The 14,309-nt window shown below is 64.2% G+C and carries 11 protein-coding genes and 2 pseudogenes; 5 read left to right on the forward strand and 8 right to left on the reverse strand.

The genetic code is table 11. From position 1 onward, the window contains the following. The first annotated feature begins 278 nt into the window (after positions 1–278). The gene (locus G8O24_RS06365; RefSeq protein WP_188097574.1) at positions 279–641 is read left to right on the forward strand and encodes a nuclear transport factor 2 family protein; all 363 of its coding nucleotides are present in this window, start codon (positions 279–281) and stop codon (positions 639–641) included. A gap of 72 nt (positions 642–713) precedes the next feature. Here G8O24_RS06365 and G8O24_RS06370 read toward each other — a convergent pair whose 3' ends face one another. The 4 genes and pseudogenes from G8O24_RS06370 to pgm all read right to left on the reverse strand — a co-directional run bounded on the left by G8O24_RS06370 (position 714) and on the right by pgm (position 5,365). Further along, positions 714–1,694 carry a PDR/VanB family oxidoreductase gene (locus tag G8O24_RS06370; RefSeq protein WP_188097580.1) on the reverse strand — a complete coding sequence of 327 codons (981 nt, stop codon included), beginning with the start codon at positions 1,692–1,694 and terminating at the stop codon, positions 714–716. Positions 1,695–1,704: 10 nt separating this feature from the next. Continuing rightward, entirely contained in the window at positions 1,705–2,460 is a 756-nt protein-coding gene (locus G8O24_RS06375; protein ID WP_368736599.1) for a GntR family transcriptional regulator, read from the reverse strand. A 5-nt stretch (positions 2,461–2,465) separates the two neighbouring features. Further along, a complete protein-coding gene (locus tag G8O24_RS06380) occupies positions 2,466–3,515 on the reverse strand; it encodes an aromatic ring-hydroxylating dioxygenase subunit alpha (protein ID WP_188097582.1) in 1,050 nt (349 codons plus the stop codon). Between the two features lie 204 nt (positions 3,516–3,719). Then, a pseudogene (gene pgm / locus G8O24_RS06385) lies at positions 3,720–5,365 on the reverse strand (phosphoglucomutase (alpha-D-glucose-1,6-bisphosphate-dependent)). 322 nt (positions 5,366–5,687) lie between these two features. On the opposite strand from pgm, the gene G8O24_RS06390 reads away from it, so the two are divergent. Further along, positions 5,688–6,047: a c-type cytochrome gene (locus G8O24_RS06390; RefSeq protein WP_244645761.1), complete on the forward strand. Its 360-nt coding sequence runs from the start codon at positions 5,688–5,690 to the stop codon at positions 6,045–6,047. Positions 6,048–6,134: 87 nt separating this feature from the next. After that, positions 6,135–6,701 carry a hypothetical protein gene (locus G8O24_RS06395; protein ID WP_438503265.1) on the forward strand — a complete coding sequence of 189 codons (567 nt, stop codon included), beginning with the start codon at positions 6,135–6,137 and terminating at the stop codon, positions 6,699–6,701. 300 nt (positions 6,702–7,001) lie between these two features. Here G8O24_RS06395 and G8O24_RS06400 read toward each other — a convergent pair whose 3' ends face one another. Beyond that, positions 7,002–7,817, reverse strand: a complete 816-nt coding sequence (locus G8O24_RS06400) for a winged helix-turn-helix domain-containing protein (RefSeq protein WP_188097566.1) — start codon at positions 7,815–7,817, stop codon at positions 7,002–7,004. 290 nt (positions 7,818–8,107) lie between these two features. Between G8O24_RS06400 and G8O24_RS06405 the strand changes: the two genes are divergently transcribed. Beyond that, positions 8,108–9,265, forward strand: coding sequence for an acyltransferase family protein (locus G8O24_RS06405; RefSeq protein ID WP_188097584.1), 1,158 nt, complete (start codon positions 8,108–8,110; stop codon positions 9,263–9,265). Positions 9,266–9,302: 37 nt separating this feature from the next. Here G8O24_RS06405 and G8O24_RS06410 read toward each other — a convergent pair whose 3' ends face one another. The 3 genes and pseudogenes from G8O24_RS06410 to G8O24_RS06420 all read right to left on the reverse strand — a co-directional run bounded on the left by G8O24_RS06410 (position 9,303) and on the right by G8O24_RS06420 (position 12,838). Further along, the gene (locus tag G8O24_RS06410; RefSeq protein ID WP_188097586.1) at positions 9,303–10,187 is read right to left on the reverse strand and encodes an aldose 1-epimerase family protein; all 885 of its coding nucleotides are present in this window, start codon (positions 10,185–10,187) and stop codon (positions 9,303–9,305) included. A 139-nt stretch (positions 10,188–10,326) separates the two neighbouring features. Further along, positions 10,327–11,640 carry a UDP-glucose dehydrogenase family protein gene (locus G8O24_RS06415; RefSeq protein WP_188097588.1) on the reverse strand — a complete coding sequence of 438 codons (1,314 nt, stop codon included), beginning with the start codon at positions 11,638–11,640 and terminating at the stop codon, positions 10,327–10,329. Between the two features lie 187 nt (positions 11,641–11,827). Further along, positions 11,828–12,838 (reverse strand): annotated as a pseudogene (locus G8O24_RS06420) (NAD-dependent epimerase). 295 nt (positions 12,839–13,133) lie between these two features. Between G8O24_RS06420 and G8O24_RS06425 the strand changes: the two are divergent. Continuing rightward, positions 13,134–14,249, forward strand: a complete 1,116-nt coding sequence (locus G8O24_RS06425) for a glycosyltransferase family 4 protein (RefSeq protein ID WP_188097589.1) — start codon at positions 13,134–13,136, stop codon at positions 14,247–14,249. The last annotated feature ends 60 nt before the right edge of the window (positions 14,250–14,309 follow it).

A 14,309-nucleotide genomic window follows, 5' to 3' on the forward strand; every position in this document is an offset into this window, starting at 1 on the left:
CCTCCCCCCTTGGGGGCGAGGGTCAGGGAGGGGGGTGCCACACGGGGATTCTATCGGCCGTGCATTCGCTCGGTGCATCTTCGACAATTGGCACTCTTTGCTGGGCTACCCCTCTCCCTATCCTTCCCCCACAAGGGGGGAGGGAACACACCTTCGTCGGAGCGCCAGCTGTGTTTCACTCCTTTGGCTCTAATCGAATTCGCGCCCGGACGCCAGTTGACTTTTCGACTATCAGTCGGTATTTACCGACCAACAGTCTGTTTTTGGAGAGGTGCGTCATGCCGGGCCGTGAGATCGTGGAAGCGTTTGCGCAGCGTCTGGAGGCCGGGGACTTCGTCGAAGCGATCGAGCACTTCTATGCGCCCGACGCCGCGACTTACGAAAACAACGACGCCCCGGTTGTCGGCCGAGATAGACTGGCAGCCAAAGAGCGTGGCGTGCTGGCTGCGTTCCGAGAGGTCAAGGCCGTCCGCGTCGGGCCGAGCCTGATCGAAGGCGATCACGTCGCCACACGCTGGAGCTTCAGCTTCACCAACGCCGAAGGCGTCACGCATACGCTGGATGAAATCGCCTGGCAGACCTGGCGCGGCGATCAGCTGATCGAAGAACGGTTCTATTACGACCCGAAGCAGCTGGGGTGACCCCTCCCCGCCCCCTGCCCACAGGGAGGGAGGGAACGGAGAGAGCATTGTGTTGACCGAATCCGCTAAGCCTCAAACCGCATCCGCCCGCAGCAGCGTGTCCACCGTGATGGTCCCGCGCGCGCGCGACACGCAGGCGCACATCTTGGCGTTGCTGCTCTTCTGGTGATCGCTGAAGAAGACGTCGCGATGATCGATCTCGCCGTCGAGGGCGACGACGTCGATGGCGCAGAGGCCGCATTCGCCGCGCTTGCAGTCGGATATCACCTCGAAGCCGCTGGCGTTGAGGACGTCGAGCATCGAGCGCTCGCGCGGGATTTCGAGCTCGACATCGCTGTCCTTCAGGCGGACGCGAAATGCTTCGGTCGGCAGCGTGCCGCTGGAGCCGAAGGTCTCGTAGCGAAGATCGGCGAGCGGATGGCCGGCGCCGATCCAGGCGTGACGAGCGGCATCGAGCATCCGCATCGGGCCGCAGAACAGCGTCAGCGTGCCCTTCGGCAGTGAGGCGAACAGCGCGTCGAGGTCGAGCCGCTTGCCCTCGTCGCTGGCATGGACGAGCAGCCGATCGCCCAGCAGGCTTGCGAGGTCCTCGAGATAGGCGGCATCCGCGCGCGAGCGCACGGCATAATGCAGCGTGACATTTGCGCCGCGCCGCGCCAGTGCCTGCGCAGCGCCGAGGATCGGGGTGATGCCGATGCCGCCGGCGATCAGGCAGTAGTTTTCACGCTCCCAGTCGACGGCCACGAGCGAAGCCGGCCGGGTGATGTCGAGCCGTGCGCCCGGCGCCAGCTGCCACATGTAGCGCGAGCCGCCGCGAGAATCTTCGGCGCGGCGCACCGCGATCTTGAAACCGCGCGAAGACGCCTCGCCGACCAGCGAATAGGACCGCGTTTCGGGCAGGCCGTCGATGGTGACGCTGACATTGATGTGGCTGCCGACCGGATAGGCTGTAACGTCGAACTGATCCGGCCGGATCACGAATTCGCGGATGCCGGGCGTAGGAGCGCGGGTCGAGCCCAGCGTGGCGGGAATCCAGGTTTCGATGACGCGCATGGCATTGCCCTCAATCGGTTGCGGTCTTGGTCAGCGCAAGCGCCGGCAGGAGATCGAGATGGGTGCGGTTGCGCAGCGCCAGCCGCAAATTGCGCACGGCAAGGCGCGCATGCTCGCGCATGATCGCCTCGGCGCGCGCGCCTTCGCGGTTCTCGATGGCGTCGATCACGACGCGGTGGTGCTCCTGACCGATGATCAGGATCTGCTGCGCCTCGGGCAATGCCGACTGCGCCATCACGAACCCGCTTGGGGATGCGAACGGCAGCGCCGAGGCGCGGTCGATCTGCCGGATCAAGGGCGGGCTGCGCGACAGCTCGGTGAGCAGCGCGTGGAAACGCGCATTCAGCGTGACGTAGGACGAGAACGCCTCGATCGAGATCGGCACCTGGCGCAGCAGCTCGTCGATCGCGGCGAGGCACTCCTTCAGCGGCTCGAGCTCGCGCGCGGAGACGCCGCGCTCGGCGGCAAAGCGCGCGGCAAGGCCTTCCAGCGTGCCGCGCAGCTCGATGGAATCGGAGATGTCACGCTCCGAGAACGCCTTCACCATGAAGCCGCCGGAGGGAATGGCCTCGAGCAGCCCCTCCTCCTCCAGCCGCACCAGCGCCATCCGCACCGGCGTGCGCGAGGCACCCGTGGTTTCCACCGCCTGGAGCTCGGAGATGCGCTCGCCCGGCCGCAAGGAGCCCGCCAGGATCTGGTCGCGCAGCGCGAGCTGCGCCTTCACGGTCTGCGAGACGGAGCGGTCGACCTCGGGCACTGCTTTCACTTGCCCTACTCCGCGGCCTGCAGATGCAGCGGTCCGCTTTCCTTCGCCACCATGCGGTCGATCAGCTTGCGCATCCACATCGCGCCGGCGTCGATGTTGAGGTTGTAGAAGATGCGATCCGGGTTCTCGTCCATCGCGCGCTGCTGCGCTTCGAGGATCAGCTCGTCCTCGCGGAAGATACCGGAGACGCCCTCGCGAATCTCGGTGGTGATGCGCTGCTCGCCGATCTGATAGTTGCGGACGAAGGCCCAGAAATAGTGGCAGGTCTTCTCGGTCTCCGGCGTGATGGTGTTGAGCACGAAGCCGTTGACGCCCTGCGAGCGGCCGCCTTCCGGCGCGCCGGTGCCTGTTGGCGCGACGCCGACATCGATGGCGATGGTGCACGGCGCCTCGAAGCGGATGATCTGCCAGCGATCGACGGGGCCGGGCTTGCCGAGTTGTTTCGCCCAGAACGGCGGCGGCTCGATGTTGCGCATCCAGCGCGTCACCGTCACCGTCTTCTCGCCATGGGTGACGTCGAACGGCGCTTCCGCCACCGCGTCGTTGCCGATCGAGGAGCCGTGCACGAAGGTCTCGTGGGTGAGGTCCATGAGATTGTCGAGCACGAGGCGGTAGTCGCAATTGACGCGAATGGTCTTGCCGTCGCCGGCCCAGGCCGGATCGTGATTCCAGTGCATGTCGGGGACGAGCGCGGGATCGGCCAGCGCGGGGTCGCCCATCCAGAGCCAGATGTAACGATGGCGCTCGACGACCGGATAGGCGCGGACGCAGGCCGACGGGTTGATGGTCTCCTGCGAGGGCATGAAGGTGCAGCGTCCCTGCGCATTGTACTTCAGGCCGTGATAGCCGCAGACGACGGTGTCGCCTTCGAGCCGGCCCTTGGAGAGCGGCACCAGGCGGTGCCAGCAGGCATCCTCGAGCGCGGCCACCGAGCCATCGGCCTTGCGATACATCACGACGTGCTTGCCGCAGATCGTCCGCGGCAGCAGCGCCGGCTTCACCTCGGCATCCCAGGCGGCGGCGTACCAGGCATTCATGGGGAAGGGTTTGGTCACCGGCGATCTCCCAGACATGTTGTATTCGTTATGTATACAATAGCGGGGACACACAGATCGTTCAAGGCCGAAATTGGCTTAACTAAATACCTTCAATCGAATTATTGTATACACATCAGGTCAAGGATCACGCCGCGAACGTGTCTACCCCCCCTGGGGCGGGGGCCCTCCAGGGGGGAGTTAAGAGAGCGGTGGCGTCGGCCCTTACGCCCCGAACACCTTCTTCAGCCCCGCCTGGGCTTCGTCCTGAATCCGCTTCAGATGCTCGGTGCTGCGGAAGCTCTCCGCGTAGATCTTGTACACGTCCTCGGTGCCGGACGGCCGCGCGGCGAACCAGCCGAAATCGGTCTCGACCTTGATGCCGCCGAACGGCTGGCCGTTGCCCGGCGCCTTGCTCAGCGTCGCGCGAACCGGATCGCCGGCGAGGTCTTTCAGGCCGAGTTGCTCGGGCGTGACGGATTTCAAGATGTTCTTCTGCGGCCCGGTCGCGGCGACATCGATGCGCGCGTAATGCGGCACGCCGAGCTCGGCGGTGAGATCACCAAAGAGCTGGCTCGGATCGCGGCCGGTCCTGGCCATGATCTCGGCGGCGAGCAGGCCGAGGATGATGCCGTCCTTGTCGGTGGTCCACACCGTGCCATCGCGGCGCAGGAACGAGGCGCCCGCACTCTCCTCGCCGCCGAAGCCGAAGCTGCCGCTCACCAGACCATCCACGAACCATTTGAAGCCGACCGGGGTCTCCACCAGCTTGCGGCCGAGCTTCTTGGCGACGCGGTCGATGATCGAGCTCGACACCACGGTCTTGCCGATGGCGGCATCCTTGCCCCAGTTCGGCCGGTGCGCGAACAGGTACGAAATCGCGGTCGCCAGATAATGGTTCGGATTCATCAATCCGCCGGTGCGCGTGACGATGCCGTGGCGATCGGCGTCGGTGTCGTTGGCGAAGGCGACGTCGAATCGGTCGCGCATCGCGATCAGGCTCGCCATCGCATAAGGCGAGGAGCGGTCCAGGCGGATGTTGTTGTCCCAATCCACCGTCAGGCAGCGGAAGGTCGGTGCGATTGCCGCGTTCCCGACGGTGGCTTTGAGGCCGTAGCGCGCGATGATCGGGTGCCAGTAGTGCGCGGCGGCGGCGCCGAGCGGAGCGATGTCGATAGTGATGCCGGCGGATTTGACCAGATCGAGGTAGACGACATGGCCGAGATCGGCGGCGTAAGGGGCGAGGTAGGCGTAGGCGTGGACGTTGGCCGATTTCTTCGCCTTGGCGTAGTCGATGCGCTTCACGCCTTTGAGTGCCTCGGCGAGATAGGCGTTTGCGCGCTTCTCGATGACGGAGGTCGCGTCCGTATCGGCCGGGCCGCCATGCGGCGGATTTATTTGTAGCCGCCGTCCTCCGGGGGATTGTGCGAGGGCGTGACGACGACGCCGTCCGCAAGGCCGCTACCGCGGCCCTTGTTGTAGGTCAGGATCGCATGCGAGATCACCGGCGTCGGCGTGTAGCCGCCGTCCTTGTCGATCATGACCTCGACGCCGTTCGCCGCGAACACCTCCACGGCACTGGCAAGCGCCGGCTCGGCCAGCGCGTGGGTGTCGATGCCGATGAAGAGCGGACCGGTCAGACCCTTCTCTGTCCGATAGTCGCAGATGGCCTGCGTGGTCGCGAGGATGTGGCCCTCGTTGAAGCTGTTCTTGAGCGAGGTGCCGCGATGGCCCGACGTTCCGAACGCCACCCGCTGCGCCGGGTCCGATGCGTCGGGCTTGCCCGCGAAATAGGCCGTCACCAGCCTTGGACCATTGCCAAGCGCCCTCGCCGCACCCGGCTTACCCGCCGCGGGATCGACTTCTGCCACTTCACCTCTCCGTGCCTTCAGACGCCACACCATATCATCGGCCGGCACATCGCCAAACCGTTTGGCCAAACCGTTTGGCCAAGCCGCTTGCCGGGCGGCGCGATGCCAGTTCTGGCCCGCGATCAACCGACAACGCCGATCCGGCACCGGACGATCCATGGCGATGACGCATAGCGTTCCCTCGTACTTTGGTCCTGGATTTCGCTTGATACAGGACAAAGACGCTGCCGCGCCGCGTGGGGCACGCTCCGCTTGATCAAGGAAAGCCGGGATTTGCCGGTGGAGTGGACCCAACATGACTGGACGTTCGATCTTCGCGCTCATGCTGGCCCTGGCCGCGTCGTCCTTGGCCACGCCGCCAGCCTCCGCCGCAGATGGCGATCCGGCCGCCGGCAAGGCCCTCTTCGAGCGAACCTGCGAGAACTGCCACGCCGTGGTGATCGGCGTGAACAAGGTCGGCCCGAGCCTGTGGAATGTCCTCGACCGCAAGCCCGCCGCCGTTCCCGACTTTGCCTATTCCGAAGCAATGAAGGCCAACAAGCAGCCTTGGACGGTGGCCGCGCTGGATGCCTACCTCGCCGACCCCCGCGGCGACGTCCACGGCGTCAAGATGTTCTTCAAGGGGCTGCCGAATCCCGCAGACCGGGCCAACGTCATCGCCTATCTTGAGAGGCTGAAATGAACGGCTGAGACTCGCCCGAATGACGCCCGTTCGCCGGGGGCATGCGGTTCTGTTATGATCCGCGCGACCACGGAGAATCATCCAACCATGGACTTGGCGCGCTGGCGTCTGCCCGTGCTCATCCTGCTCGCCGTCGCGGCGACGACGATTCGCGCCAATGCGACCCGGTTCTACACCGAGGATCTGCGCATCCCGATGGCGGAGGCCGGACCGCAGGGGCTGGAGGCGTTTCTGGTCCGCCCGGCCGGAACCAAGCGCTATCCGCTCGCGCTGCTCAGCCACGGCTCGCCGCGCAGCTTCGATGAGCGCGCGAAGATGTCGGCGCATAAATATTACGGCATTGCGCTGGAATATGCCCGGCGCGGATGCGGCGCGGCTACGGCACCTCTCCCGGCGGGCGCGCCGACAGCGTCGGCGGCTGCGCCAGCGCGGCCGACCTGCCGGCCACGGCCGTTGCGGTTGCCGACCTGCGCGCAGCGATCCAACGGCGGCTACGGCTGGCGTTCGGGGCGCGCGACAACCGACGATGCCCGGCGCGACTCGCTCGCGGCTTGCATGAAATGGTCGCCGACATGTACGCCCTACGCGGTTGACGACCAGCTCGTCAGCGGCGCCCAGAAGGCAGCCGCGGACCAGGTTTCGCGCGCACGATAGACGCGGCGCTCAACCGCAGTGACGACGGCACGTCGCTTCCGCTCACGGCTTAGCCCTTGACGAGCCGGTCATCGCCGATGGAAAATTACGGATACTCCCCTTTTTGGGAGCAAGTGCCGCAATTGGACCAACAGTCTTTTTCTGCGTAACCTCGAATAGAGACCATGCACAATAGTTTGAGAGTTCTGTTTGCGATCTCCGCGCCGGCCGCCGTGGCCACGTCGACCTCCATCGCCATCCGGCGCGTCGTCGGGTTCAACGGTTGAATCAACGCTGCCGGTCAGCGACTGACCGGTAGCTCTAGAGACGTTCGCTGAGCGCGAGCTTGTAGCCGACGCCAGTGACGGTGGCGATGACGGGCGTGCCGCTGCCGACCAGCTTGCGGCGCAGCCGCGCCACCAGTGCATCGACGGTGCGGATGTCGACCTCGGCCTGGCGGTTGCTGACGACCTCGATCAGATAATCGCGGCTGAGCGGCCGCCCGTCCGCACCGACGAGAGCGGCGAGCAGGTCGAACTCGGCGCGCGTCAGCGCCACCGGCTTGCCGTCACCGCCGAGCAGCTCGCGCCGCGTCAGGTCGATAATCCAGTCGCCGAAGGCGATCGAATTGTGGTTGCGCGCGGCCTTGCGATCGATCGAGCGCCGCCGCAGCACGCTGCGCGCGCGCGCCAACAGATCGCGCAGATTGATCGGCTTGGTGACGTAATGGTCGCCGGCAATCTCGAGACCCAGGATGCGATCGACGTCGGTGTCGCGGCGGGTCACGAAGATGATGCCCGCATTGCTCGTCGCCTGGATCTCCTTGGCGAGCTCGAAGCCGTCGCCGTCCGGCAATTGCACATCGAGAAAGACGAGATCGGTGCGCGCCCGCAGCGCCTGGCGGCATTCCGCACAGGTGCCGGCGCCGACCACGTCGAAATTGTTCTCGCTGAAGTAACCGACCAGCATCGTTCGCGTCACGGGATCGTCTTCGACGACGATCAACCGCTCGCGCCCGACGGGCCGCAATTCCCGAAGCGCGGATTCAGCCACGATGTTGGATGTCCTGTGCGCCTGTGCCCCGGCTTGAAAGTTCAAGTCGTCGCGTGATGCGCTGTCCTGTGAACGAACATTCACGACTTATTCTAGTCCCCGAAATCGCCCACTGGAATACTAGGCGTGTTGTCCCGCCCAAACAATATAAGTCACGGTATTGAAGTATTAACTATGAATTGCCCCACACTTCTCATTCCGCGCACGCTTCCTGCTGAAACGGCGAGAGGTGCGCCGGCTCACCACAACCCCGTCCGAATTCGGATTCAACCGCTGGTTAACGTAAAGAAAGGCTTCCGCTTCGGTTTGGCCGGCCGCGCCTCTATGGTTTCGCATCGCAAGCGCGACAGAACGCAAGATCCAGGAGCGGCGTGATGCAGGGGCAGGCCCGGTTGGCTGCCGGCCGGACCGATACAGGCGCAACGCCGTTCGGTCGTTCGCACAGCCTCGACTTCCTGCGCGGTCTCCCCATCATCGGCGTGATGGCGATTCGCGTTTCACAGTCTTTTCCCTCACCCATCGCCTCCGTCGATTACGCCTTTCTGTGGGGCTGGGCCGGCGTCAACGTATTCTACTTCGTCAGCGCGATGACGATGTGCCTGATGTGGCCGCAGCGCAGCGAGGCCAAGCCGCCGCGCAAATTCTCCATCCGCCGCTTCCTGCGCATCGCGCCGCTGTTCTGGCTTGCGATCCCCCTCTACCTGGTCGTCAACGGCACGGGACCGTGCCCCAATGCGCCTGATGTCGTCGGGCCGCACCAGGTCCGCCGGACCGCGACGTTCCTGCACGGCTCCTGGCCCGACAGCATCAACAGCGTGGTGCCCGGCGACTGGTCGATCGCCGACGAGATGATGTTCTATCTCGTCTTCCCGCTCGTGATCACCGCATTCGGATCGCGCCGGCATCTCTATCTGGCGCTGGCAATCGTGCTGCATCTGGCCAATGTCTGCCTGTTCAAGCCGTGGGCCTTCGCGCTGTTCTCGGCCTATTACGGGCCCGGGCACGAGGCCTTTGTCTGGAACGCCCTGCACATGAGCTTCCTGAACCAGCTGCCGGTGTTCCTCGTCGGCTGCGCACTGTTCTTCGCGCTGCGCGACGGCTTTGCGAAGTTGGATGCCGCGATCCTGGCCTGCTTCTTCGCCCTGTCGTTCGTGGCCAACCGCGCGACCGGGTCACACGAGTTCAACTACCTCGTGATCAATCTCGTGCTCGGCGCATTCGTGTTCTGGTGCATCCGTCTTGCGCTCCGCTTGCAGCCGATCGAGGCGCTCGGCCGCAATTCCTATTCGATGTATCTGTCGCATTGCGCGTTGATGTACGGTCTGCGTCCCGTATGCCCGTTCGCCGATGGGCTGGCCTCGCTGCTGCTCGCCTATGTCGTCACCGCCGCGCTGAGCTACCTGGTCGCGCGCGCCACCTGGCATCTGGTCGAACGGCACGCCCAAGATCTGGCGCATCGCCTGACATCGTCCGGATCGGTGCGCCCGACCGTCCAACCGACGGTGGCCGCAACCGCGACAGGCCTGCGCTGAGGGTTCACGCGAATCGAGTTCTGAAAATCATGCTTCCTCAGGTCTTTCCCTCCTCGCTCCGGAACGTCCTCTGCTCCTCTGCACCGGGCGCAATGTGCATCAAGCCCGGCTTGTCGCTGAACTCGCCCGCAAAGCCCGCCGGACTGGCATAGCCGCGCCAGGGCTCGATGCAGAGGAACGGCGCGCCTGAGGGTTTCGACCAGACCCCGAGCTCACGAAAGCCACGCCATGACATCTCGAGCCAAGGCCCGGCGTCATTCCTGGCGGCATAGCGAACCGCACGGCTGTTGACGGGATCGAGGATGACGGCGTCGTTGCTGAACAGCGATTCCGACAACGGAAGTAATTTGCCTCGAACGGGGCTCGGATCCGTTTCCGCAAGCAGCAATCCGCCCTCGACCCGGCGAATCGGAGACGGCTCCTCGTTCGTGAACGTCAGCGCGTAGCTCTCCTTCGGCACGCCAGCCTGAAGCGGCCAGTTGAAAGCGGGATGACCGCCCAGCGACACCGGCAATGTCTCGCCCCCGGTATTGACGACCGCGAGCGAAAGATCGAGACCGGCATCGTCGATCGCATAGGTGGCTGTGAGACGGAATGCGAACGGATAAAGCGTGCGTGTTGCTTCGCTGTCCTCCAGCACCAGGCTGCAGCTGCTTTCGCTGCGCGCCACCCACGCAAAGCGGCTGTCGCGCGCAAAGCCGTGCTGCGTCACCCGGTAGATCTTGCCGCGGTGCCTGAACTCGTCATTGGCGAGGCGTCCGACAATCGGAAACAGGAGCGGCGCGTGGCGCGGCCAGGCCGGCCCGGCCTGCCAGATGAATTCGGTGCCGCCGCGATCCCTCAGCGAACACATCTCAGCGCCGTGCGCCTTGATGGTGGCGGTGAGCCCGTCACTGCGAATCGTGTGCGTGTCGTCGGTCATGACAGTCTCCATAGCGGCAACACGGCTCACGGCCCGAAGGCTGTGGCCTCATCGGCGGGAGCATACCGCAACGGAAACCATTTCGCCCGCCTCGTGACGAGGGGCGAAACATCGCCGGGTTCAGCGGCGCATTGCCGCGCTAGGCCTGAGACGACCGCCCGACACTCTCATAGACGAATCCGGCCGCCAGCATCTCTTCGGGGCGGTAGATGTTGCGGAGGTCGACGACAACAGGCTGCGCCATGATCGTCTTCAGCCGATCGAGATCGAGCGCGCGGAACTGGGTCCATTCGGTGACGACGACGAGCGCGTCGGCACCTTGCGCGCAGGAATAGGCATCCTCGCAATAAATAATGTTGGGCAGCTCGCCCTTGGCCTGCTCCATGCCGACCGGATCGAACGCCTTCACCTTGGCGCCCATGTCGAGGAGGCCGGTGACGAGCGGGATCGACGGCGCATCGCGCATGTCGTCGGTGTCGGGCTTGAAGGTGAGGCCGAGCACTGCGATGTTCTTGCCGCGCAGGGCGCCGCCGAGCGCCTGGCTGACGTTCCGCGCCATCGCGCGGTTGCGGTTCTCGTTCACGGCCAGCACGGATTCGACGATGCGCAAGGACACGTCGTAATCCTGCGCGATCTTGATCAGCGCCTTGGTGTCTTTCGGAAAGCACGAGCCGCCGAAGCCGGGACCGGCATGCAGGAACTTGGTGCCGATGCGGTTGTCCAGGCCAATGCCGCGCGCGACCTCCTGCACGTTGGCGCCGACCTTTTCCGACAGGTCGGCGATCTCGTTGATGAAGGTGATCTTGGTCGCCAGGAAGGCGTTGGCGGCGTATTTGATCATCTCGGCGGTGCGGCGCGCGGTGAACATCAGCGGCGCCTGGTTCAGCGACAGCGGGCGATAGATGTCGCCCATCACCTTGCGGCCGCGCTCGTCGGCGGTGCCGACCACGACGCGGTCGGGAAACTTGAAGTCGCGGATCGCCGCGCCCTCGCGCAGGAACTCCGGATTGGAGGCGACGACGACGTCGGCGTTCGGATTGGTCTCGCTGATGCTGCGCTCGACCGCATCGCGTGTGCCGACGGGCACCGACGACTGCGTAACCACTACGGTGAAGACGGTCGGCGCCTTCGCGATCTCCTTATCGGCGGCGTTGAAATAGGAGAGATCGGCGTGGCCGTCGCCGCGGCGCGAGGGGGTGCCGACCGCGATGAACACGGCGTCCGCATCGGCCACCGGCTGCGACAAATCGGTGGTGAAGCGGAGGGGCTGGGCCGTGACGTTGGTCGTGACCAAGTCGTCGAGGCCCGTCTCGTAGATCGGGATTTCACCGCGATGTAGCGCCGCGATCTTCTTTCCGTCCTTATCGACACAAACCACGTCGTGGCCGAAATCGGCAAAGCAGGCCCCGGACACAAGTCCCACATAACCCGTGCCGATCATCGTGATGCGCATGATAGAGACTCTTTCCGTTGAAGGCGGATGTTCATCGAACACCCTAGACCAATTCGCTATCCGGTCGCACGCCCAACATTAGGGCAGATGGCTGCGCGCACCGAATAAACCTTAACGTCGCGATTGACAGGCGAACCACGCCGGCTGTGCGCCGAGCAGCGTGCTGCGCTGCCGTTCGGTTCGGCGACTACACGCTGTGATACTTTCGATACCATTCGACAAAGCGGGCAAGGCCCTCCGCGATGGGCGTCGATGGCGCGAAACCGACGTCGCGCTGCAGGGCGGAAATGTCGGCGCGTGTTTCCAGGACGTCACCGGCCTGCATCGGCATCAGTTGGCGGACCGCCGGCTTGCCGATGATCTTCTCCAGCGTCTCGACGAATTCGAGCAGCTTGACCGAACAATTGTTGCCGATGTTGTAGACGCGATAAGGCGCATAGCTCGACGAATTTTCCGGCTGCTCGGCGTTCCATGCCGGATTTGGCGCCGCGGGCCGATCGAGAGTGCGGATCACGCCTTCGACGATGTCGTCGACATAGGTGAAGTCGCGCCACATATCGCCATTGTTGAATATCTTGATCGGCTCATTCTCGAAGATCGCGCGCGTGAACAGCTAGGCGGCCATGTCGGGCCGGCCCCACGGTCCGTAGACGGTGAAGAAGCGAAGACCCGTCACCGGCAGCTTGTGAACATGCGCAAAAGTGTGGGCCATCAGCTCGTTGGCCTTCTTGCTCGCGGCGTAAAGGCTGACCGGATGGTTGACCGACTGCTCGGTCGAGTACGGCAAGGTACGATTGGCACCATACACCGAGCTCGACGAGGCATAGACGAGATGCGCCAGACAGTGGCGTCGGCCAGCTTCGAGCACGGTGACGAAGCCGTCACAATTGGCGCGGATGCTGGTGATGGGATCGTCGATCGAGGCGCGGACGCCGGGCTGCGCCGCGAGATGCACGACCCGATCGGGCGCAGCTTCATCGAAAACGTGTGTCACTGCGGCGAAATCCGCAAGGTCGATCTCGTGAAAGCTGAAGCCGGGAAGATGCTTGAGCCTTTCGAGGCGCGCCCGCTTGAGCGCCGGGTCGTAGTACGGCGTGAGCGCATCGATACCAACGACCCGCTCGCCACGGGCGACCAGTCGCTCGCAAACGTGCATTCCGATAAAGCCGGCAGCGCCGGTCACGATCACTGGCCGCAAACTTGTCACCTCGTTCACTCCGTGAAGCAATGCCAGACCAGGACATGAGAGGCAAGGTTTTGACGATGACAGGAATCATCAAGCCGAGCGCGTGCATCTAAGCGCATCGAAATGTGTGGGAAACATGATGGCGTCATGCATCCTCGCATGCGGACCCGCCTTGCGAGCACACTCGGATGACGGCGTTACATGTGCTACATGCAATGGGTCGTGCACGCGAGATCGCACAGTCGGCGCTAATGCTCAGTCTTGAGGCATCGTTCGCGCGAGAGACGCGCAAAGAAAAAGATCGCTCTTGAAGTTTTCCATCAACGGAAGGTTCCTGTCACAGTCGCTCACGGGCGTGCAGCGCTACGCAGCGGAAATCGTCAAGGCGACGGACCGTCTGCTTGCGAGCAAACAGGCCCCACAGCAACTGCTGGATGCAGAGTGGCAAATCCTGGCGCCGCCGAATGCGCAGACACTCGCCGGTCTCCGCCACATCAGGCTCAAACACGTCGGAACATTCCGTGGGCATGCGTGGGACCAGATCGATCTGGCGCGCGGGGCCTCCGCCACCCGCCTCATCAGCCTCGCCAACTCCGGCCCCGTGCTTCACCGCGATCATCTGGTCGTGCTCCACGACGCACAAGTATTCCGGCGACCGGACTTCTTCAGTCGGCGCTATCTCGCCCTGCATCGGACGCTGGGCCATCTGCTGGCCCGCACGGCAAGGATCGCGACGGTTTCCGCGTTTTCCCGCCCCGACCTTGCTGCCGTGCTGTCTCTGGTTCCCGCCTCGATCCCGATCCTTCCGATCAGCGCGGAACCTTTCGCGTCGGTCGATCCGCAGTTCTCGATCATCGAGACTCTGCGCCTCGAGCCCTACCGATTCTTTCTTTTCGTCGGGTCGATGACCAAGAACAAGAATGTCGAGACCGCCATCCGTGCGGCCGAGCAGCTCGGCCGCACGGATTTCCCGCTGGTTGTAGTCGGCGGCGACAACAACAAAGTGTTCGGCGGACGCTCGGCCGAATCGGGAGCGGGGATCATCGTCGCCGGGCGCCTGAAGGACGAGGAGATCGCAGCGCTGTTCGCCCGCGCAACGGCGTTCGTATTCCCAAGTCTCTATGAAGGCTTCGGAATTCCTCCGCTGGAAGCGATGTATTTCGGCTGCCCGGTGATCGCGAGTTCCGCTCCAGCGATTCGCGAGACCTGCGCCGATGCCGCCGCTTATTTCGACCCGCTCGACGCCGACGAGCTGTCAGCGCGCATGCGCGAAAGAATTGATCTCGGCAGGATCTCGCCGATGGAGCAGGAACAGCAGCGCAAACGGCTGGCGACATATTCATGGAACAAATCGGCCGCAATCTTGCTTGATGTCCTTGGCAAACTCGTGCCGCAAGACGCAACCGCCGGCCCGTCACGATGATGCGGCCCAGATATCGCTGCTTTAGAGGCGCTACACATGGTCTTCGCAAGACAAGGAAGG

This window comes from Bradyrhizobium campsiandrae (assembly GCF_014529705.1).
Taxonomy (GTDB): Bacteria; Pseudomonadota; Alphaproteobacteria; order Rhizobiales; family Xanthobacteraceae; genus Bradyrhizobium; species Bradyrhizobium campsiandrae.